The 20,731-nt window shown below is 51.5% G+C and carries 19 protein-coding genes, 4 tRNA genes and 2 rRNA genes; 13 read left to right on the forward strand and 12 right to left on the reverse strand.

The annotated features are described in order from the left end of the window. From F4Z13_07950 to F4Z13_07960, 3 genes are all read left to right on the forward strand, one after another. A partial coding sequence (locus F4Z13_07950) for a transposase (protein MXZ49154.1) occupies positions 1 to 461 on the forward strand: 461 nt, incomplete at its 5' end. Between the two features lie 65 nt (positions 462 to 526). After that, complete coding sequence (locus F4Z13_07955) at positions 527 to 880, forward strand: cupin domain-containing protein (protein ID MXZ49155.1); 354 nt, start codon at positions 527 to 529, stop codon at positions 878 to 880. A 119-nt stretch (positions 881 to 999) separates the two neighbouring features. Next, positions 1,000 to 1,353: a cupin domain-containing protein gene (locus tag F4Z13_07960; protein ID MXZ49156.1), complete on the forward strand. Its 354-nt coding sequence runs from the start codon at positions 1,000 to 1,002 to the stop codon at positions 1,351 to 1,353. Positions 1,354 to 1,453: 100 nt separating this feature from the next. Here F4Z13_07960 and F4Z13_07965 read toward each other — a convergent pair whose 3' ends face one another. Together F4Z13_07965 and F4Z13_07970 are read right to left on the reverse strand one after the other, a co-directional pair. Beyond that, complete coding sequence (locus F4Z13_07965; GenBank protein MXZ49157.1) at positions 1,454 to 2,200, reverse strand: methyltransferase domain-containing protein; 747 nt, start codon at positions 2,198 to 2,200, stop codon at positions 1,454 to 1,456. Between the two features lie 102 nt (positions 2,201 to 2,302). Continuing rightward, positions 2,303 to 2,394: transfer RNA gene (locus F4Z13_07970), tRNA-Ser, on the reverse strand. A gap of 129 nt (positions 2,395 to 2,523) precedes the next feature. Between F4Z13_07970 and F4Z13_07975 the strand changes: the two genes are divergently transcribed. Together F4Z13_07975 and F4Z13_07980 are read left to right on the forward strand one after the other, a co-directional pair. Beyond that, on the forward strand, positions 2,524 to 3,060 hold the full coding sequence (locus F4Z13_07975) for an NUDIX hydrolase (GenBank protein MXZ49158.1): 537 nt from the start codon (positions 2,524 to 2,526) through the stop codon (positions 3,058 to 3,060). A 49-nt stretch (positions 3,061 to 3,109) separates the two neighbouring features. Further along, positions 3,110 to 3,193, forward strand: a tRNA-Leu gene (locus F4Z13_07980). Positions 3,194 to 3,234: 41 nt separating this feature from the next. Here F4Z13_07980 and moeB read toward each other — a convergent pair. The 3 genes from moeB to F4Z13_07995 form a co-directional block, all read right to left on the reverse strand. Beyond that, positions 3,235 to 4,383, reverse strand: a complete 1,149-nt coding sequence (moeB, locus tag F4Z13_07985) for a molybdopterin-synthase adenylyltransferase MoeB (protein ID MXZ49159.1) — start codon at positions 4,381 to 4,383, stop codon at positions 3,235 to 3,237. 147 nt (positions 4,384 to 4,530) lie between these two features. Next, on the reverse strand, positions 4,531 to 4,734 hold the full coding sequence (locus F4Z13_07990) for a cold shock domain-containing protein (GenBank protein MXZ49160.1): 204 nt from the start codon (positions 4,732 to 4,734) through the stop codon (positions 4,531 to 4,533). Positions 4,735 to 4,911: 177 nt separating this feature from the next. Further along, positions 4,912 to 5,112 carry a cold shock domain-containing protein gene (locus F4Z13_07995; protein ID MXZ49161.1) on the reverse strand — a complete coding sequence of 67 codons (201 nt, stop codon included), beginning with the start codon at positions 5,110 to 5,112 and terminating at the stop codon, positions 4,912 to 4,914. 198 nt (positions 5,113 to 5,310) lie between these two features. Here F4Z13_07995 and F4Z13_08000 point away from each other — a divergent pair, with 198 nt between their 5' ends. Genes F4Z13_08000 through F4Z13_08010 form a run of 3 tightly spaced genes read left to right on the forward strand, consistent with a single transcriptional unit; the run spans position 5,311 to position 7,693 of the window. Further along, complete coding sequence (locus F4Z13_08000; protein ID MXZ49162.1) at positions 5,311 to 5,865, forward strand: hypothetical protein; 555 nt, start codon at positions 5,311 to 5,313, stop codon at positions 5,863 to 5,865. Between the two features lie 9 nt (positions 5,866 to 5,874). Then, a complete protein-coding gene (locus F4Z13_08005) occupies positions 5,875 to 6,738 on the forward strand; it encodes a hypothetical protein (protein MXZ49163.1) in 864 nt (287 codons plus the stop codon). Continuing rightward, a complete protein-coding gene (locus F4Z13_08010) occupies positions 6,731 to 7,693 on the forward strand; it encodes a rhodanese-related sulfurtransferase (protein MXZ49164.1) in 963 nt (320 codons plus the stop codon). Before F4Z13_08005 ends, F4Z13_08010 begins: the two co-directional genes overlap by 8 nt. Here the strand turns inward: F4Z13_08010 and F4Z13_08015 are convergent. Genes F4Z13_08015 through F4Z13_08035 form a run of 5 tightly spaced genes read right to left on the reverse strand, consistent with a single transcriptional unit; the run spans position 7,690 to position 12,824 of the window. Then, on the reverse strand, positions 7,690 to 9,282 hold the full coding sequence (locus F4Z13_08015; GenBank protein ID MXZ49165.1) for a citramalate synthase: 1,593 nt from the start codon (positions 9,280 to 9,282) through the stop codon (positions 7,690 to 7,692). The genes F4Z13_08010 and F4Z13_08015 overlap by 4 nt on opposite strands. Next, the gene (locus F4Z13_08020; GenBank protein ID MXZ49166.1) at positions 9,275 to 10,513 is read right to left on the reverse strand and encodes an aspartate kinase; all 1,239 of its coding nucleotides are present in this window, start codon (positions 10,511 to 10,513) and stop codon (positions 9,275 to 9,277) included. Before F4Z13_08020 ends, F4Z13_08015 begins: the two co-directional genes overlap by 8 nt. Next, positions 10,456 to 10,950, reverse strand: a complete 495-nt coding sequence (gene tsaE / locus F4Z13_08025; protein ID MXZ49167.1) for a tRNA (adenosine(37)-N6)-threonylcarbamoyltransferase complex ATPase subunit type 1 TsaE — start codon at positions 10,948 to 10,950, stop codon at positions 10,456 to 10,458. Before tsaE ends, F4Z13_08020 begins: the two co-directional genes overlap by 58 nt. 5 nt (positions 10,951 to 10,955) lie before the next feature. Continuing rightward, entirely contained in the window at positions 10,956 to 12,512 is a 1,557-nt protein-coding gene (locus tag F4Z13_08030; GenBank protein ID MXZ49168.1) for an NAD(P)H-hydrate dehydratase, read from the reverse strand. 30 nt (positions 12,513 to 12,542) lie between these two features. Next, positions 12,543 to 12,824 (reverse strand): hypothetical protein, encoded by a 282-nt coding sequence (locus F4Z13_08035; GenBank protein MXZ49169.1) that lies wholly within the window; start codon positions 12,822 to 12,824, stop codon positions 12,543 to 12,545. A gap of 101 nt (positions 12,825 to 12,925) precedes the next feature. Here F4Z13_08035 and F4Z13_08040 point away from each other — a divergent pair, with 101 nt between their 5' ends. Beyond that, positions 12,926 to 13,894 (forward strand): radical SAM protein, encoded by a 969-nt coding sequence (locus tag F4Z13_08040; protein MXZ49170.1) that lies wholly within the window; start codon positions 12,926 to 12,928, stop codon positions 13,892 to 13,894. A 246-nt stretch (positions 13,895 to 14,140) separates the two neighbouring features. Here the strand turns inward: F4Z13_08040 and F4Z13_08045 are convergent, their stop codons facing one another. Both F4Z13_08045 and F4Z13_08050 read right to left on the reverse strand, forming a co-directional pair. Next, positions 14,141 to 14,920, reverse strand: a complete 780-nt coding sequence (locus F4Z13_08045) for an ADP-ribosylglycohydrolase family protein (GenBank protein ID MXZ49171.1) — start codon at positions 14,918 to 14,920, stop codon at positions 14,141 to 14,143. Positions 14,921 to 15,020: 100 nt separating this feature from the next. After that, positions 15,021 to 16,466, reverse strand: coding sequence for a cysteine--tRNA ligase (locus F4Z13_08050; GenBank protein MXZ49172.1), 1,446 nt, complete (start codon positions 16,464 to 16,466; stop codon positions 15,021 to 15,023). Between the two features lie 401 nt (positions 16,467 to 16,867). Between F4Z13_08050 and F4Z13_08055 the strand changes: the two genes are divergently transcribed. From F4Z13_08055 to F4Z13_08070, 4 genes are all read left to right on the forward strand, one after another. Then, positions 16,868 to 18,405: ribosomal RNA gene (locus tag F4Z13_08055) — 16S ribosomal RNA — on the forward strand. Between the two features lie 80 nt (positions 18,406 to 18,485). Beyond that, positions 18,486 to 18,562: transfer RNA gene (locus tag F4Z13_08060), tRNA-Ile, on the forward strand. Positions 18,563 to 18,565: 3 nt separating this feature from the next. Continuing rightward, positions 18,566 to 18,638: transfer RNA gene (locus F4Z13_08065), tRNA-Ala, on the forward strand. A gap of 107 nt (positions 18,639 to 18,745) precedes the next feature. Next, positions 18,746 to 20,731 (forward strand): 23S ribosomal RNA (locus F4Z13_08070); the annotation flags it as partial.

Below are 20,731 nucleotides of genomic sequence, written 5' to 3' on the forward strand. Positions count from 1 at the left end.
GACTTATCTACGACTGGACAATTAAACTCTCAGGCCCAAAGAGCATCAAAGATTTTCCCGAACACCTGCGTGCAGTGAAGTATCGGGATAAGGAGCGTAACAAGAAATTGGTCTTCATCACGAACAATTTCTCGCTTCCTGCCATTACCATTTGCGAACTGTACAGAAATCGCTGGCATGTTGAGATGTTCTTCAAATGGATCAAGCAGCACCTGAGAATCAAGAGTTTCTACGGAACCTCGGAGAACGCCGTGAAGTCCCAGGTATGGATAGCGGTTTCGGTTTATGTGCTCATAGCCATCATAAAAAAGCGTCTTGGGCTTGAGCATAGTTTCCACACAATTCTGCAGGTTTTGAACCTAACCCTGTTTGAGAAAATCCCGTTAAATCAGCTACTTACGAAAGGACTGGTTTTTCCTGCCGACCCAGAGCATCATAACCAACTGAAATTGTTTGATTAAACGTTGGGACACTAGTGCGTGGGATACTATAAGTAAAAGTCGGAATCAGTTGGAGGTAAAAGCGCATGCATGTAAAAAAAATTGATGATATAGAGAGCGAGGTCTTGGAGTCGGCCAATGGCGTTTCAAGACAGATGCTAATAGGTCCCGATGAGGGTCCTAATTTCTCTATGAGAAAGCTTGTCATCGAACCTGGGGGCGGCATTCCCGCTCATACAAGTGGCGCCGAGCATGAACAGTATGTTCTAGGCGGTACGGCCAGAGTCGGAATCGGGGACCAGGTTTATGAAGTAGCGAAGGGCGACATTGTGTTTATCCCCGCCGGAGAGCTGCACTGGTATGAAGCTTACGGAGAGGAGCCTTTTGAGCTTCTGTCGGTTTTGCCGAATAGAGACAACGAGATGGTTTTCGCAAAATAGCCGCTCCGGAAAAGACAGGAGAGGCTGATGCCCACTCGTTAAGGTCAGCCGGGACTGCATATAATCCCCCTAAATGTCTATGGAATAATCCGTCTTTTCTGTGCTATAATAAAAAAATTATGTATGTAAAGAAAGTTAAAGAAGTAGAGAGTACGATTATCGGAGCAGGGCAGGGTACTTCAAGGCAGGTTCTCATCAGCCCGGAGGAAGGTCCGAACTTCGCGATGAGAAAATTTGTTATGCAGCCCGGGGGTGATATCCCCGCTCATACCAACGCAGTTGAGCATGAGCAGTACGTGCTTGGTGGCAGGGCTCGGATTGGAATTGGAGACGATGTGTATAACGTCGAGAAGGATGACGTAGTCTTTATTCCTGCCGGGGTGCCGCACTGGTATGAAGTTGATGGCGATGAGCCTTTTGAGTTTCTGTGTCTTGTGCCGAATCTTGAAGACAAGATAGAGCTTATAAAATGATCGTACCTGGGCTTATCTGAGTCTTGCGGTGTGTTTGAACTATACGGGAAACAGCAATTGCCGTAAATTACGCTGTGATTGCCTGTTTACCTTGGTCACTTCAGGACTTGCGGGCAATGTAAAAGCCATAGCTGTAATAGTTCCGGTATTTTTCATAGAGCGTGATCTCGTTTGTTTCCGCATCAATGACCTCCTTTGCTTCCTCGGTATTGTGCCTGGCCAGAAATGCATCAAAGCCGCTTCGTAGCGGATCGTAGTAGTTATCAATCCAGCAAGATACAGGCAAAGGGAAATAGCCCTTCAGAATAAATCCTTGTTCCTCAAGCACCCTGATTTTATCCGCGGCGGTGGCAATTTCCGGATATTCATTGTCCCAGTAGGATCTGATTTCATCCGGGCGGCTCTGCGTCAGCCACGTGATTTCAGATGCGGCTAGTATGCCGCCAGATTTTAAGAAGCGTTTGAAATAGGTAACGCTTTTTTTGAAGCCCATGTTGTAAACTGCGCCCTCGGCCCATATGGCATCAAGGCTTCCTTCTTCAAACGGCAGGTCGTCCATGGAACAGGCCAGTGTTCTGATCTTGTCGGCCAGTCCTTGTTTCTCAGCATTGGTCGTCAGCACACTCAGAAATTCAGGGAACAGATCAACGGCTGTGATGTTGGCATTCAGATTTTCCGCCAGCACCAACGTTGAGGCTCCGGTTCCGCACCCTATATCGGCAACCCGCAGTATCTCGGAAGCACAGGATAAACCCGACAGGGTTATCGCCATTTTCGTTTGCTCTTCGCTTCCCGGACCCTGCCGGTCGTTGCTCTTGTGCAAGTCAATCAATAATTCCCAGTTCATCTCTAATTCCGCATTCTGATTTCTCTTGCAATTGAGGTTAGTACCAATCTCTGGCTTTTGAAATTATACCGTCAGGGGCGTAAGAAATTCGTTTCAAGTCAATGGCGGAGAGAGTGGGATTCGAACCCACGAGGGAGCGTAAACCCCCTACACGCTTTCCAGGCGTGCACCTTCGGCCACTCGGTCATCTCTCCGTGCAGTTTTCTGTTCTAATGACGCTACGGAACTGTCGTTTTTTCGGGAGTTTCATAAACAATTTTCCGCAGTTTGTGAAAAACCCTCTCTAGTTTAACAAGAGAATCGGGGTTTGTTAAACTATCAAAATGCCAGAGAAATGGAAGCTTCAAAAGAGCACTCCACTCAATGACTACAGAATTTTTTCGACGAAAAAGAAAAGCACCGTCTCGCCCAAAGACGGTACCGTCCACGACTTCTACGTAATGGACGCTCCCGACTGGGTTAACATTATCGCCGTTACGCCAGCCGGTGAAATCGTTTTGATAAGGCAGTTTCGCCACGGCACCGGAGAGATCACGCTCGAGATCCCGGGCGGAATGATCGATCCGGGGGAAAGTCCTGCTGAGTGCGCGCGCAGGGAGCTCCTTGAGGAAACTGGGTTCACCTCCACTCAGTGGGAGCAAATAGGGTGCGTCAGGCCGAACCCGGCTTTTATGTCAAACTCCTGTTATACCTTCCTTGCATCCGGGTGTGAGCGGACGTCGGAACCGTCTTTTGATACTACGGAAGACATAGAAACCCTGCTTGTCTCTCCGCAGGAAATAAAACGATACATAAGGGAAGGCACCATAGATCACTGCATAGTGATAGCGGCGTTCGGGTTTTACTTTCTCAGGGAGTGATCCTGTTGATTTCTCCGGTTTTAGCGAGAATAATAGTCCCCTATCTTAAGGGCGGGTGGCGGAATAGGTAGACGCGACGGCCTCAAAAGCCGTTGGGCTTTAGCCCGTGAGGGTTCGATTCCCTCTCCGCCCAGAAAAAAGCTTCCGCTTTCCTCTCTCCAACCCCCCGTATCCTCAGTACCTGGCCATTTCCGAGTCGTACTTCTCAGCCCACTCGTCTATGCCGCCCTTCAGGTTCTTAACCTTGCTGAAACCCTGCTCGGCAAGGAAAGTCGCAGCCTTCATGCTTCTCCCACCGTGGTGGCAGTGAATGACTATGTCGTCCTTGGGATCAAGCTCGTCCGTCCTGTCCTTGAGTTCGCCGAGGGGAATAAGCCTTGAGCCCTCGATGTTGCATATCTCGTACTCATGGGGCTCCCTCACGTCGATCAGAACGAAGTCGGCCTCGTTTTCCTTGATAGAGCTGAATTCCTCAACGGTTATCTCCTCAACCTTGGGTTTTTCCTCTTCAACCTCTTCGCCTCGGCCGATACCGCAGAACTCCTGGTAGTCTATGAGTTCGGTCACGGTCGCGTTCTCGCCGCAGACGGGGCAGTTGGGATCTTTTCGGAGCTTCAGTATCCTCGGCTCCATGTTAAGGACGTCAATGAAAAGAAGCCTTCCTATAAGGGGCGTTCCCTCGCCGATTATAAGCTTTACGACCTCTGATGCCTGAATGGTTCCCACAACTCCGGGCAGTATTCCCAGTACTCCTCCTTCGGCGCAGCTTGGCACCAGTCCCGGGGGAGGGGGCTCCGGATAGAGACACCTGTAGCAGGGGCCTCTTTTCGCGTCGAACACGCTTACCTGACCCTCGAACCTGAAGATGCTTCCGTAGACGTTTGGAATTCCGAGGAAAACGCAGGCGTCGTTTGTGAGATACCTCGTGGCGAAATTGTCCGTTCCGTCGACGACCACGTCATAGTCTTTCATTATGTCCATGGCGTTGTCCGAATTCAGCATCTCGTTATAGGTAACGATATTGGTATCGGAGTTAAGCTCAAGGAGTCGGTCCCTTGCGGATTCCACCTTGGGAGTGCCAACGGTCTTCTCGCTGTGGATCACCTGCCTTTGCAGGTTGCTGAAATCCACAACGTCGAAGTCCAGTATTCCCAGTGTGCCGACCCCCGCGGCCGCGAGGTATAGAGCAAGCGGAGACCCGAGCCCTCCGGCGCCGATACAGAGGACCTTTGCGTTTTTGAGTTTTTTCTGTCCCTCAATGCCGACTTCGGGCATTATAAGGTGCCTGCTGTACCTAGTTATCTCCTGATTGCTCAAGTCCATTTTGAATACCTTCCTTGCGATCTAAAATATTCAGACAGTAAAGTTAGTACATGATTTGCGTATTTTCAAACCGCAAACGCAACTTTCCCGTCAGTTAAAAACCGGGATTTTTCCCTAGGAAACAAAATAACCGGATTCTGAATTCCCTTAGGAAGTCTTTATTACGTTTGTTGCGGTGGGTCCTTTTTTACCTTGAGTGATCTCAAAGGTTACTTCGTCACCTTCATTGAGAGTCTTGTAACCCTCGCCCTCAATAGCGGTGTAATGAACAAAAACATCATCCTGTACTTCGCTGGATGTTATAAATCCATAGCCTTTGGAGCTATTAAACCATTTTACAGTTCCCTGCATTATAATACCTACCTCTAAATTAATATTTGCGGGATTATTCCACACCTCTATTGCTTTGTCAAACTGTATCTCCCCCGTCTCCAGAGAAAATCCTGGGTACGGAGGAGTCCATACAGTAGTTCTCAAAGTGTTTCGCTGTATACCTGCGTGGATCTTAAATCCGCGCGAAGCGAACTCTTAAGCAGGCACAACGTTTGTTGCGGTGGGTCCTTTTTTACCTTGAGTGATCTCAAAGGTTACTTCGTCACCTTCATTGAGAGTCTTGTAACCCTCGCCCTCAATAGCGGTGTAATGAACAAAAACATCATCCTGTACTTCGCTGGATGTTATAAATCCATAGCCTTTGGAGCTATTAAACCATTTTACAGTTCCCTGCATTATAATACCTACCTCTAGAAATTTAATATCCGCGGGATTATTCCAGACCTCTATCGCTTTGTCAAACAGAATTTTTCCTTTTCCAGGAAGAATTCTAGGTTAGGAGGAAACTATATAGTGGTTCTCAGAACTTTTCGCAGTATAATTACGTGCATCTCAAATCCGCACAAAGCGGATTCTTAAGCAGGTATAAAATCAATGGAAGACAGGAAGAAAAAAAGAATCTACATTTTCTGCATAGTGCTGTTTCTGCTCGGAGGGGGGCTTTTCTTTTATAACGTAGTAAAAAGTTTCACGGGGCTCGGCGCGACGCTTAACGAATACACTTTTCCGGGAAGCCACTCAATCAGGCTTGAGGAAAAGGGGCTTTATTCAATCTACCACCAGTACAAGAGCGCTTTCGAGGAAGGAGAGGCAAGCGGGGACTCCGTCGATGAGAACTCGATAGTCGTTTACCTGAGAAAAGCTTCCGACGCGGAAAACGTGGAACTCAATGTGCCCGATTCTAAGAAAAGGTACAGTTACATGGGAAAGAGAGGAGTGAAGATATTCGAGTTCGAAAACCCCGGGCCGACAGGTTACGTGATCCAGTCTTTTACAAGTGTCACCTCGCAAACACCCCGGTACACATTGGTTGTTGAGCACGGGTTCGAGATAACAAGGCTCAAGGGGATACTTATTTCCCAGGCGTTTTTGCTTGCACCGACCCTTTTCGCGATAATACTTTTCATGCGCACCTACATAAGGAGCTGACCGCGGCCGATGTTCAGAGACGTAAAATCCCAGGTTCTCGCTTTCGATGTAGAGTGGGTTCCCGATCCCGAGTCGGGAAAGGTGGCGTACGAACTTCCCAAAGACATGTCCGACGGCGAGGTGATCGAGTTCATGTGGGAGCAGGGCGGGGCGACCGAGGAAGAGCCGATGCCGTTTCTCAAGACGGTCCTCTCGAAAATAGTGTCGATCTCGATGGTCTTCCGGGAATCTGATAGGGACGGTGCTACGGCAAGACTCAAACTCCACTCCATTCCGTCAATTCCTACATCGGACGAAGACTGCTCGGAGAGAAGAATCATAGAGGACTTTTTCAAGATTCTCGACAAGTACCACCCGCAGCTTGTGGGGTACAACACATCGGGGGCAGACATACCGATTCTCGCGCAGAGAATGATCAAGCACGGACTTTACGGAGGTTTTTTCACGCAGAGACCTAACAGACCTTGGGAAGGAGCCGATTTTTTCGCCCGCGGAAGCGACTGGAACGTCGATTTGATGCGTTGCGTAAGCGCGTGGGGGAAGGGCACCCCGTCTCTTCACGAAATATCGGTTGTAAGCGGAATCCCGGGCAAGATGGAGGGGGTGGATGGAAAGCAGGTTGCTCCGATGTGGCTTGAGGGAAGGCTCGACGAGATAGTCGCCTATAACGAGTGCGACGCTCTTACTACCTATCTTCTGTGGCTCAGGATGGCCCACTCGATCGGACACTTCGATTCAGAACAGTACGCAGAGGAACAGCGCCTGCTTCGCGACATGATAAAGCAAGAGGCTGAGAGCCCCGAAAGGCGCCGGCATCTTCTGGCTTACCTCTCAAAGTGGGAGAGCCTGAGCGGGGTAGGGGCGGATGAATAAACAGCCCGACAGCCGTGACATTGCCGTCCTTTCCTTCTACAAGTTCGTTGATCTTGACGGCCTTTTCGAAATAAAGAACTCCCTGCTCTCGCTTTGTGAGAAAAACGGTATAAACGGCACCTTTATTCTTGCCCCTGAGGGAATAAACGCCACCGTGGCGGGTTCCCGGGAGGGCATAGACGGGCTTATTGCCTATCTTGAGAGCGACACCAGGCTCTCGGGCGCACAGTACAAGCTTAGTTACAACAAAAAAAGCCCATTTCACCGGCTTAAGGTGAAATTCAAAAAAGAGCTGGTCCCTATGGGCGTAAGCGGCATAAAGCCGCAGCGTCTCTCGGGGCAGCGCATACCGCCCGAGCAGTGGAACGAGCTTATAAGCCGTCCCGACGTGCTACTTATAGATACGAGGAACGATTATGAGAACCGTGTCGGAACCTTCAAGAGGGCCGTTAATCCCGAGACGGAGCACTTCAGGGAGTTTCCCGAGTACGTGAGGAAAAACCTCGACCCCGCGGAGCACAAGGAGGTTGCGATGTTCTGCACGGGCGGGATAAGGTGCGAGAAAGCGACATCCTATCTTCTCGAGCGGGGATTTCAGCGGGTGTACCAGCTTGAAGGAGGGGTGCTTTCCTACCTCGAGCGGGTTCCACGCGAGCAGAGTCTCTGGGAAGGGGAGTGTTTCGTATTTGACGACCGCACTTCGGTCGGCCACGACCTTTCTAGGGGGATCTGGAGCACGTGCAGAAACTGCAGGGCCCCGGTATCTCCGGAGGACAGGGAGTCCGAGGAGTTCCGTGAGGGAGTATCGTGCCCCCGCTGCCACGCAAAGCTTACTCCTGAGAGGATTTCATCGCTTGAGGAAAGACAGAAGCAGATGAGGCTTGCCAGAGAGAGAAACCGCAAACATCTCGGGGCAGTAATAAAAAGAGGGAGTGCGAAACGGGCGCAGGGTTAATCTCGGGCTTCGAGCTCGTCCTTTAAGATCTTGTAGTCTATGCTGTCGACAAGAGCTTTCCAGCTCGCTTCCACTATGTTGTCGGAAACCCCCACCGTGCTCCATCTCTTCTCCCCGTCTCCCGATTCCACAAGCACCCTTACCACGGAGTCGGTACCGCCCGACCTCGAAACTACTCTTACCCTGTAATCTAGTAGCCGCAGGGTCTTAAGCCCGGAAAAAAATTTCTCAAGCGATTTCCTCAGGGCCCTGTCTATCGCACTCACGGGGCCGGTTCCCCTTGCCACCGTATATTCCGTGACGCCGTTTACCTGGACTTCCGCGGTGGCCTCCGAGAGCGGTTCCTCGTCTGCTTCCCGCTTTTCGACCAGTGTCCGGGTGTTTTTCAGGTAGAACCGCTTTTTGTATGTTCCGAGGGTTTTTCTCAGCAGCAGTTCAAAAGACGCGTCCGCCCCTTCGAACTCGTAACCCTGGTTCTCGAGAACCTTAAGTTCGTTCAGTATCTCAATGATCCTTTCGTCCTTGGGGTCTATTTCCACTCCCAGTTCCTGCGCCTTATAAGCTATGTTGGCTCGTCCGGAGAGGTCAGAGACCAGCACCCGCCTCCTGTTGCCGACGCTCTGGGGCTCTACGTGCTCGTAGGTGTCTGAATTCTTCATTACGGCGCTTACGTGGATTCCCCCTTTGTGAGCGAAGGCACTCTCACCGACAAATGCCTGCTTCTTGAGAGGTGCAAGATTGGTGAGCTCATGAATGAAGTGGGACACGGAATAGAGTTTCCTCAGGTTTTTCTTGGAAAGGGATTTCATCCCGAGCTTTAGGGCGATATTCGGTATTATGGCGCAGAGATTGGCGTTTCCGCATCGCTCCCCGTACCCGTTCATGGTTCCCTGGACCTGGGACGCTCCCTCCCTTACGGCGTAAAGGGTGTTAGCGACCCCGACCTCGCTGTCGTTATGGGTGTGTATTCCTAGGCTCGGGTTATCGAACATGCCGTTAACTTCCCTTATGGCGCCCTCGACGTCCCAAGGCATGGAGCCGCCGTTTGTGTCACATAAAACGACCGTGTCGACCCCCGCCCCGTAGGCGGTCTCAAGAACCTTCGCCGAGTACTCGGAGTTTCTCTTCCAGCCGTCAAAAAAATGCTCGGCGTCAAAAAACACCTTGTCCACGTGGCGTTTCAGGTACTCGATCGAGTCATGTACGAGCTCGAGGTTCTCTTCAAGCTCTATTTTTAGAGCTTCTGTGACCTGGAAGTCCCAGCTTTTCCCGACGATCGTCACGACCGGGGTTTCGGCCTCCAGAAGTGCCTGTATGCTAGCGTCTTCCTCGCAGCTTTTCCTTGCGCGTCTTGTGCTTCCGAAAGCCGCGACGCTCGCGTTTTTAAGCCCCAGTTTCTTCGCTTCCTCAAAATACCCCTTGTCCCTCTCGTTAGAGCCGGGCCATCCGCCCTCAATGTAATGCACCCCGAGGTCATCCAGTCTTTGCGTTATCCGGATCTTGTCGTGTATGGAAAAGGATATGTTTTCCCCCTGGGTTCCGTCACGCAGGGTCACGTCGTATATCTCAACGGTTCTCGATTTACTCATTGGTTTTTCCAAGATTAAAAGCGTCGTGAAGGGTTCTTACTGCGGTCTCCGTATCTTTTTCCTCAAGCACGCAGGAGATTTTTATTTCCGAAGTGCTTATCATCATAATGTTAATTCCCTCGTTTGCAAGCGTCTTGAACATGTGCGAAGCCACTCCGGAGTGGGTCTTCATCCCCACTCCCACCAGGGAGACCTTGGAGATAAGGTTGTCAGAGAGAACCTGCTTTCCCCCTAGCTCCCGGGCCATCTTCTCAGAGAGTTCTATTGATTTCTTGAAATCCGACTTGGGCACGGTGAACGTGAGATCGGTAAACCCTTCCGTGCTAACGTTCTGAACGATCATGTCGACCACTATGTTATTGTCCGCAAGCGACGAGAAAAGCTTGGCCGCTATGCCGGGCTGATCGGGCACCTGGGTCACGGTGATCTTAGCCTGATCCCTGTCGTAAGAGACTCCCGATACTAGAACTTCTTCCATGGATTTCATAACTTTTTCCTCATCCAAGACCCACGTTCCTTCGTCCTCGGGCCTCGGAGTTGACTTAACATGTATAGGCACTTTAAATTTTTTTGCAAATTCCACCGCGCGGGCCTGAAGCACCTTGGAGCCCAAAGACGCCATCTCGAGCATCTCGTCATAGGAGATACAACTGAGTTTTCTTGCGTCAGGACAGATCTCGGGATCCGTGGTGTATACCCCGTCCACGTCATCCTTGTAGAGTTCGCACGCGTCGGCTCCCATCACGGCCGCGAGCGCCACCGCGGTCAGGTCGGAGCCTCCCCGCCCGAGCGTGGTAAGATTCCCGTTCTCGTCGACTCCTTGGAATCCCGCTACTACGACCGCCTTTTTTTCACCTAGGGCAACACGGATGTTCCTGTCGTCAATCGACTTTATCTTCGCCTTGGAGTAAATGTTGTCGGTGGTGATCCTTATCTGGTGTCCCTGAAAAGATATTGCGTCCTGCCCAAGCGATTTTATCGTCATCGCCACAAGGCCGGAAGATACCTGCTCCCCGCTTGAGGTTATAACGTCAAACTCCCTTTCATCGGGAGGGTCCATTATCTCTTTTGCGAGGCCGACCAGCCTGTCGGTTTCGCCCGCCATGGCGGAAACCACCGCTATCACGTCGTTTTTCTTCTTTTTCGTTGCTACTATGTGCTCGGCTACGCGCCTTATTTTCTCGATGCTAGCAACGCTTGTTCCGCCGTATTTCTGAACGACAAGAGCCATTTTCCCTTACCTGCAACCTTTATTGTTCTCGATTCCTCATCCCCTTGGGGCGGGAATTGGATATCAATTATAACAGCGTTTCCCGGTAATACATCCCGCACCTTGTCCGCCCATTCCACGACGGAAACTCCGTCTCCGTAGAAAAATTCCTCATAGCCCGTATCCTCGAACTCTGCGCCGCCAGACAGCCTGTAGACATCGAAGTGAAAAAGAGGCACGCTGCCTTCGTAGCAGTTCATTATGACGAATGTGGGGCTGTTGGGTTCCTCCTCTATTCCCAGGCCGCGGGCAAGACCCTTGGCGAAAACCGTTTTTCCCGCCCCAAGATCTCCCGTGAGTCCCACTACGGAGCCCCGGGGTATGAGTTTCCCCATTATCTCGCCGCAAAGCATAGTCTGCTCGGGTTTGCTCACTTCTAGTAGGAATGCGGGGTCCATGGGAACTACCTTACCGTGGCGAAATGCCTTTCTTCCGTGGACGAGATGACGGAATTTCTTGAAGCGGGGATTTTACGCGATATTTCGGAGGCGGTAAAGCCCGCGGTGCCCGTTTCATCTAAAAGAAGGTCGGCCGCGTGGCCGTGTAAGAAAACGCCGAGCAGGCAGGACTGAAGGGGGTCGTATCCCTGGGCTGCGAGTCCCCCGATTATTCCCGTAAGCACGTCTCCGGTTCCGGCCGTGGCCATGGCGGAATTTCCGGTTGGGTTTATGAACACCTCCCCGCCGGGGGTAGAGACAACTGTTCTCGCCCCCTTAAGAACGACGTAGCAGCCGTATTTTTCGGAAAAACGGGTCGAGATCCCGACGCGGTCATCCTGCACCTGTTTTGTTCTTACGTCGCAGAGCCTTGCCATTTCCCCGGGGTGCGGAGTTATTACCGCGGGAATTTTTGTTTTCCTTAGAATCTCGGGGTCCTTTGAAATTATGTTAAGAGCGTCGGCATCGAGCGTGACCGGCACTTCGCACTGGGTTATCACCTTCTCAAGAAACTTCCCTGCGCTTTTGGAGGTCGATATCCCGGGGCCGACGGCAAGCGCCGTCTTTTTCCCTTCAAGTTCCCGGAGCACCTCTTCGTAGGCGTCGGGATGGAAGGTTCCGTCCTTTGAGTCCTTAAGCGAAACGGACATTACCTCAGTTGTTTTTTCCTCAACAGCTGAGGATATGCTTTTTGGAACCCCTAAGGTTACGAGTCCGCTTCCGGCGCGAAGTGCTGCTTCAGCGGAGAGGACCGCAGCCCCGCTTTTTCCCGGAGAGCCTGCGAGCACGAGAAGATGTCCGTAGGTTCCCTTGTGTGAATCGGCGGCCCTTTTTTTAATGAGGCCACGGCATTTTTGAAACGTGAGAAGCTCAAGGGGAAGATCCTCCCAAAGCGTCTTGGGGATTGTTATGTCCGTTATGCAGAGTTTTCCCGAGTAATCCACTCCCGGGTGAATGCACATCCCGAGTTTCGCCGGGGCGAAAGTGACGGTAACGTCGGCCTGCACCGCTGCCCCGAGAGGCCGCCCCGTATCGGCGTCAAGTCCCGAGGGTATGTCGACGGAAATGCGCCGAGCGCTCTGGCGGTTTATGAATTTTATGAGCTTCTCGTAAAATCCTTCCACATCTCTGTCGAGCCCGGTACCGAAGATGGCGTCGACTATGACTTCCGTGTCTTTTATCCTGGGAAGTTTTCCGCCGAGCTCCCTTACGTCGGCTTCGATCTCGAGAAGCGAGTCGAGGTTCGTTTTCGCGTCACCCCTGTAGCGTTCCTTCTTCTCCGCGATGTGGACGCTTACTTCTTTTCCCGAGGAAATAAGATGGCGCGCGATTACAAAACCGTCCCCGGCGTTATTTCCGGCGCCGCAGATAACTGCCATTTTCTTTGCGGAGGGACACTCGGCGAGGATGACCGACGCCACGGCTCTTCCGGCGTTCTCCATCAGCACGACGCCCGGAACTCCGAATTCCTCAATCGTCCTTCGGTCTATTTCCCTTGAGATCTGCTTGGTTGAGAGTTTCATGGTTCTCTGGAGCTGGTCCCCCGGATTTGCCTATTTCCCCATACCGCCTGCTCCGGTGGGTCTTGTATCTCCGAGGTTTTCTATATGCGCGCTGATGAATTCCTCGGCGTGATCAAAGCAGAAATAGTAGGAAAGAAGAGTGCTGCCGCTTCGGTTAACCGTGATCAACTGGTAGTGGCGACTGCAGATATCTATTCCGCACCTGACGCACTGCTTGATCTGGTTTCTTTCTCCCGAAAGTTCGCATTGCTCCCCTCCGGGACTTACGTGATCACACTGGTAGATTTCAACTTCTATTGTTTTTACCGACAAGTGCTTTACCTCCCCTTGGTTTCTTCATTAATTATACAGTTTTGCGTAGGTGTTTGGTAAATCACGCGGATAATTTATAATAGACGGGAAGGATAGAGTTGATGATACATCCAAGACAGGCCCTAAACGGCACATTAAAGTATTTCTACATAAAGGCCACCGGAAGGCCGAAACTCCTCAATCTTGAGATAACAAAGCTTTGCAACGCCCGCTGCGATTTCTGCGACTACTGGCAGACAAAACACGAAGAGCGTCTTTCTGACTACACTCCCGTAATAAAGAAAATAAACCCCCTCGTCACGGTAATCACGGGCGGGGAGCCCATGATCAGAAAGGATCTTCCCGATATCGTGAGACAGATAAAGGGATGCTCCATATTCATTTTCACTTCCATGGTCACCAAGGGAGATTTCCTTACCGAGGACAAAACTGAAGAGCTTTTCGACGCGGGGATGGATCAGATCGCCGTTTCCCTTGATTTTCCGGGCGAAAAACACGACACATACAGAGGCATTCCGGGTCTCTGGAAAAAGCTGTCAGAAACCCTGCCCGAGCTGGCTGAGCGGTTTCCCGACAAAAGCCTCGTGCTTAACACCATAATAATGGAAGACAATCTCGACGAGGTGGTCGAGATAGCGAAGAAGGCCAGGGAGTGGGGCATAGCCATATCTTTCAGTTCCTACTCGGTCATGAAAACCAACAACGAAGACCACTTCGTGAAAAGGGAAGCTCTCTCAAAGGTAAGTGACCTTGTAGAGGAACTGATCGCGCTTCGAAAGAAGTGGAAGGGAACGATACTCTCAACCGAGTACTACCTGAGGGAAATCCCGGGCTATTTCGAGAGGGGAAGCGTTCCCGACTGCCTGGCCGGCATCAATCAGATACACGTTACCCCGAGCGGACACTTAAAACGCTGCTCCGAGATGCCCGTAGCCGCCCACTACAGCGATTACAAACCGGATCTTTACGAAAAAACCAAGTGCACTTCCTGCTGGTACAGCTGCAGGGGGGAGACCCAGAGCCCGGCGAACGTCAAAAGGGCCATGGAATACATGGGAATTTATATTTAGCCCGGACGTTTAGAGTCCTTTTCGATACTCTCTGTGTGTTTAATCTGATTACGCCTTTGTCGGACTTGGTTGAATTGTAGGCGAAGGATACGTGATCAATAACCTCTCTACGGTGTTTTTGCCCCTTGCAGCTTCTGGGCGGCTTTATCAAAAGTGTAGGGACCGAAAAATAAACCGCCCTGTGTTTTGTCGCAAGTCCGGAAATGATTTTCTAGCACCCCTTCGTACTTAGACCTGCGTTCAAGTTCAGACTGCCGTCTTGTACATTCGTTCCATCACCTTGACAATATCCGGGGCCCCGGAAAGGGACTGATCCACAGCCTGCGCCACAAGGTGATCAGGAATGCCATGCATAGCTTCGGCAATCGGCCCGGCTATCGCCGCCAGTGTGTCGGAGTCGCCTCCTAGAGAGATAGCGTTTCGAACGGCGTCTTCAAAACTTGTTGATTCAAGTGCGCACGTGATGGCTTCGGGAACGGTTTGTTGGCAGGTGTTGCTGTAGGAATATCCGGATCGGATATCATCAACTGCCTTGGAGAGATCGTATTCGTATTCGCGCTCGATGGTCTTGCGTATGTCCTTCGGTTCGTATTTCTGAAAGGCAAGCCAGATGGCGTGCGTCGCTGCCCTCGCTCCCTTCATGCCCTCGGGGTGGTTGTGAGTGATCCTGGTTACCCGGTCGGTGGCCGCAAGCGCCTCTTCGAGCGGATGGCTCCGGTTAAGGAAGGCAGCCGGCGACACCCGCATTACCGCTCCATTTCCATAGCTGTGATACGGCTGGGGATCAGGGCTCGCAATCCAGTTTCTGAACATGGTGCCGTAGCCACGATTCGGATGGTTCCGGCCCCATCGCTGCAGGGTGGGCGCGGCGGGCAGGTTGTCAAGGAGTATCTCCGCGACCGCTGCGGTACACACCGAGTCGTCGGTGTAAAAACAGTTGTTTTGTAAGAGCTCAACCTCCTCTGTCTCGAAGGGTACGAATAAATAGACCGAACCCGCGATATCTCCAATTATGGCTCCCCACATAGTGTTGCCTCCTGTCCGTGCTCTTTCCCGCTTTGCCCGACTACGCGCCACCAGTTTTCACGAAGCAGGAAAAAAGGCAGCGTTTCTTCAGGGACTGGTATCAGGTTCTCTGTGCTTTCCAGTCGGTGCCGCCCGGGCGGTCTTCAAGCACGATTCCCTTGGAACTTAGGTAGTCCCTTATTTCATCGGCCTTTTTCCAGTTCTTTTCCTCTCTGGCCGAGTTTCTCTCCTCTATCAGCTTTTCTATCTCAAAAGGATCTATGTCTGAGAGGTTGGCGGTGGACTTTCTTTTCTCCATGTACTCGGCCGGTTCCTCTGAGAGGACTCCGAGCACTCCGCATATCTCCTTTATCTTCTCAAGCGCTAGGGACGCGCTTTGAGTCTTTCCCACCGAATCAAGCGACCTGTTAATCGAGCGTATCAGATCAAAAAGGCTTCCCACCACGTCGGCAGTATTGAAGTTGTCGCTCATCGAGGAGTGAAAATCCTCCTCGAACTTCCTGATCGAACCCTCAAGTGCGGGGTCGGAGCCCTTGGCTTCCCGTGCCTCTGCGGCTCTCAGCAGGGCGAGGTATATTCTCTCAAGCGCAGCCTCGCTGTCATGCATACTTTTTTCCGAGAAATCAGCGGGGTTCTGGTAGTGGTGCGAGAGGAAGAAGAGCCTTATGGCCTCCGGGGACCATCTCTTTGTTGCCTCAGAAAGCGTGAAGAAGTTCCCCAGGGACTTTGACATCTTCTCCTTGTTTATTCTTATGAGACCGTTATGAAGCCAGTACTTTGCAAACGGCTCTCCGGAGGCGGCCTCCGACTGGGCTATCTCGTTTTCGTGGTGCGGGAAGATGAGGTCCTTTCCCCCTCCGTGTATCTCGAAATTCGTTCCCAGATACTCCATGCTCATAACGGAGCACTCTATGTGCCATCCGGGCCTTCCGTCTCCCCATGGGCTTTTCCAGGCAGGCTCGCCGGGTTTTGATTCCTTCCAGAGCGCGAAATCAAGGGGGTCTTCCTTTTCCTCGTTTACGTCTATTCTCACGCCTTCGAGCATGTGATCAAGCGACCTGCAGGAGAGCTTTCCGTAGTCCGGGAATTTTCTTACGGAGAAAAAGACGTTGTTGCCCGAGCGGTAAGCGAAGCCCTTTTCCATTATCTTCTCTATGAGCGCTATTATCTGCTCCAGATGCTCGGTTACCCGGGGCTCGACGTCTGGAGTCTCAACCCCTATCGAAGCCATGTCCTCTCTGTATTCCTTTATGTACTTCTCGGATATCTCATCGCAGCTTACACCTTCCTGGTTTGAACGGGTTATTATCTTGTCGTCTATGTCGGTGTAGTTCCTCGCGAATAGCACGTCGTAGCCGGCGTATCTGAGAAATCTCTGTATCACGTCAAAAGATACCGCCGAGCGGGCGTGTCCCAGATGAGCGGAGTCATACACCGTGGGACCGCAGACATACATACGGATCTTGTCTCCCTCAAAGGGAATGAGATCTTCTTTTTTCTGCGAGAGGGAATTGTAGATTTTTATCTTGGGAAGTTTTTTTTGCATGTTTTCGGGGAGACCGTAGCGGGGTTTCTCTGTCCCGCGGTATTTTCGAAAGGAAAATTCTACGTATTCGTTCCCTAAATTCAAGAGGAGGGCGCACGTGCGCAAGGCGATCGGGGCTCTTTTCTCAAAATCTGGGCAAAGAAGGCGGATTTTTGCCCCTTTCCAGCGGTTTTTTCTTCAAAGTGAAAAAAAAGCTTGCCAAAGCAAAACCGTCCGTTAGTATGATGGCTCACCTTCATTTTTTTGTTTGAAGTTGTTTTGTTTTTCTTGTTCTTTTTAAATTGACAATTTCCGGTGGGTGAGTACTATATTCTACCCATTTTGATAACTTGATCTTTGAAAATTTAATAGCAGATGATAGCGGGCGAACTAGAGCAGTATCCGTAAATTCTTTTAAATTCTTATGAAGAGTTTGATCCTGGCTCAGAGCGAACGCTGGCGGCACGCCTAACACATGCAAGTCGAGCGAGAAAGTGACTTCGGTCGCGAGTAAAGCGGCGAACGGGTGAGTACAACGTGGATAATCTACCCTAGGGTCTGGGACAACCCCGAGAAATCGGGGCTAATACCGGATAAGACCACAGTATCCAAGGATACAGCGGTAAAAGATTTATCGCCTTTGGATGAGTCCACGCCCCATCAGGTAGTTGGTAAGGTAAAGGCTTACCAAGCCTAAGACGGGTAGCCGGCCTTAGCGGGTGAACGGCCACATGGGGACTGAGACACGGCCCTGACTCCTACGGGAGGCAGCAGTGGGGAATATTGGGCAATGGGCGAAAGCCTGACCCAGCGATGCCGCGTGAGGGATGAAGGCCTTCGGGTTGTAAACCTCTGTCAGGAGGGACGATGGGACACTTGTGTCTTGACGGTACCTCCAGAGGAAGCCCCGGCTAACTCCGTGCCAGCAGCCGCGGTAATACGGAGGGGGCAAGCGTTGCTCGGAATTACTGGGCGTAAAGGGTCCGCAGGCTGTCAGGCAAGTTGGTTGTGAAATCCCAAGGCTTAACCTTGGAATTGCATCCAAAACTGCCTGACTAGAGTCCAAGAGAGGTTGGCGGAATTCCCGGTGTAGCGGTGAAATGCATAGATATCGGGAGGAACACCAGAGGCGAAGGCGGCCAACTGGCTTGGTACTGACGCTCAGGGACGAAAGCGTGGGTAGCAAACCGGATTAGATACCCGGGTAGTCCACGCCCTAAACGATGGATGCTAGGTAGGGGGAATTTAATTCTCCCTGCCGTAGTTAACGCATTAAGCATCCCGCCTGGGGAGTACGGTCGCAAGGCTGAAACTCAAAGGAATTGGCGGGGGCCCGCACAAGCGGTGGAGCACGTGGTTTAATTCGATGCTAAGCGAAAAACCTTACCAAGACTTGACATGTTAACTTAAGCCTATACGAAAGTATGTGGTGGTTCCGGGCTTGCCCGGAACAGTTATCACAGGTGCTGCATGGCTGTCGTCAGCTCGTGCCGTGAGGTGTCCGGTTAAGTCCGGTAACGAGCGCAACCCCTATCTTTAGTTGCCATCACTTCGGGTGGGCACTCTGAAGAGACTGCCAGCGACAAGCCGGAGGAAGGTGGGGACGACGTCAAGTCATCATGGCCCTTACGTCTTGGGCTACACACGTGCTACAATGGCTAGTACAATGGGTCGCAAACTCGCGAGGGTGAGCCAATCCCATCAAAGCTAGTCTCAGTTCAGATTGCAGGCTGCAACTCGCCTGCATGAAGTTGGAATCGCTAGTAATCGTGGATCAGCATTGCCACGGTGAATACGTTCCCGGGCCTTGCACACACCGCCCGTCACACCACGAAAGTCGGTTCTGCCCGAAGTAGCTGTGCTAACCTTCGGGAGGCAAGTTCCTAAGGTAGGGCTGGTAATTGGGGTGAAGTCGTAACAAGGTAGCCGTAGGGGAACCTGCGGCTGGATCACCTCCTTTTTCACGGAGATATCTGTCTCTTTTTCGCTCGTCATCTGCTTTTTACGAAAAAGTATTTCCTGCGCTTATAAAGCAACAGGGGGCCTATAGCTCAGCTGGTTAGAGCGCACCCCTGATAAGGGTGAGGTCGTTGGTTCAAATCCAACTAGGCCCACCAGTAGGGGGTGTAGCTCAGTTGGGAGAGCGCCTGCTTTGCAAGCAGGAGGTCGACGGTTCGAGCCCGTTCACCTCCACATAAAAAAGAATTTCGAATGCTTTTTTGATCTTTGACAATTGAATATAACGCTGAGAAACAGAATTGATCGTGTTGTTAGTATTATCGAGGATTTTCACGCCTCGCAGATAAGATATGTAGAGCAGAAGGTGGATGCCTTGGCAACGGACGGCGATGAAGGACGTAGTAAGTTGCGATAAGCCTCGGGGAGTCGCTTAACAGGCTTTGATCCGGGGATTTCCGAATGGGAAAACCTGACCGAGCAAACCTTGGTCATGCCATTGTGAATATATAGCGATGGCAAGCTAACGGGGGGAAGTGAAACATCTCAGTACCCCCAGGAAAAGAAATCAACCGAGATTCCCTTAGTAGCGGCGAGCGAACGGGGAAGAGCCCAAACCGAGAGGATTTTCCTTTCGGGGTTGTGGGACCTCAGTATGGGACTTTGATAAGTAGCAGAATAGTCTGGAAAGTCTTGCCACAGAAGGTGATAGCCCTGTAAGCGAAACTTTGATGAGCCCTAGAGGGATCCCGAGTACTCCGGCACACGTGGAATGTTGGAGGAATCTGGGTGGACCACCATCCAAGGCTAAATACGTGCCGTTGACCGATAGTGAACCAGTACCGTGAGGGAAAGGTGAAAAGAACCCCAGTGAGGGGAGTGAAATAGAATCTGAAACCATCTGCTTGTAACCAGTGGAAGGGCTATGTCCATTCGTGGAAATGCCTGACCGCGTGCCTTTTGCCTAATGAGCCTGCGAGTTATCCTCAGTGGCCTGATTAAGCCGAATAGGTGTAGTCGTAGCGAAAGCGAGTCTGAATAGGGCGCCAGTCACTGGGGATAGACCCGAAGCGAATCGATCTATCCATGGCCAGGGTGAAGCAGAGAGAAAACCTTTGTGGAGGCCCGAACCGGTCAGGGGTGAAAACCTGTCGGATGAGCTGTGGATCGGAGTGAAAGGCTAATCAAGATTCGTGATAGCTGGTTCTCCCCGAAATATATTTAGGTATAGCCTTGTGTGATGACTAGCGGAGGTAGAGCACTGATTGGACTAGGGGGTCGAAAGATCTACCAAACCCAGACAAACTCCGAATGCCGCTGGGTTAGCACAGGAGTCAGTCGGTGGGAGATAAGTCCCATCGGCGAAAGGGAAACAGCCCAGACCGCCGGCTAAGGCCCCTAAATACGAACTAAGTGGTAAAGGATGTGAATTGGCATAGACAGCCAGTAGGTAGGCCCAGAAGCAGCCACCCTTTAAAGAGTGCGTAACAGCTCACTGGTCGATGCGGATTTGCGCCGAAAATGAACCGGGGCTAAGTTCGTTGCCGAAGCCGCGGGTTGCGTACTTGTACGCAGCGGTAGGGGAGCGTTCCCAACGGGTTGAAGGGTTACCGTAAGGAAGCCTGGACTGTTGGGAAGTGAGAATGCAGGCATGAGTAGCGATAAAGGTGGTGAGAATCCACCTCGCCGTAAACCCAAGGTTTCCTGGGCAAGGCTCGTCCTCCCAGGGTAAGTCGGGACCTAAGGCGAGGCCGAAAGGCGTAGTCGATGGAAAACGGGTTAATATTCCCGTACCATTCGGTTTGAGTGATGGAGTGACGGAGAAGGATAGGTCATCCGGGTGCTGGATATCCCGGTTCAAGCTTGTAGGAGGAAAAGACAAGTAAAACCTCTTTTCAATACTCTGAGAAGCGAGTACGAGAGGCATTAGCCTCGTAAAGTGATTGAGTCCATGCTTCCAAGAAAAACTTCTAAACGTTGACGACCGAGTGCCCGTACCGAAACGGACACACGTGGGTGAGTTGAGAATACTAAGGCGCGTGAGAGAACTTTGGCTAAGGAACTCGGCAAATTAACCCCGTAACTTCGGAATAAGGGGTGCCCATATGTACGTGAAAGCCCTCGCGGCTGGAGCGGAAATGGGTCGCAGTGAATTGGCGGTAACGACTGTTTACTAAAAACACAGGGCTCTGCAAACACGCAAGTGGACGTATAGGGTCTGACTCCTGCCCAGTGCCGGACGGTTAAGGGGATGGGTTATCTTCGGAGAAGCTCAGAACCGAAGCCCCGGTAAACGGCGGCCGTAACTATAACGGTCCTAAGGTAGCGAA

Source organism: Candidatus Dadabacteria bacterium, assembly GCA_009837205.1.
Taxonomy (GTDB): Bacteria; Desulfobacterota_D; UBA1144; order Nemesobacterales; family Nemesobacteraceae; genus Nemesobacter.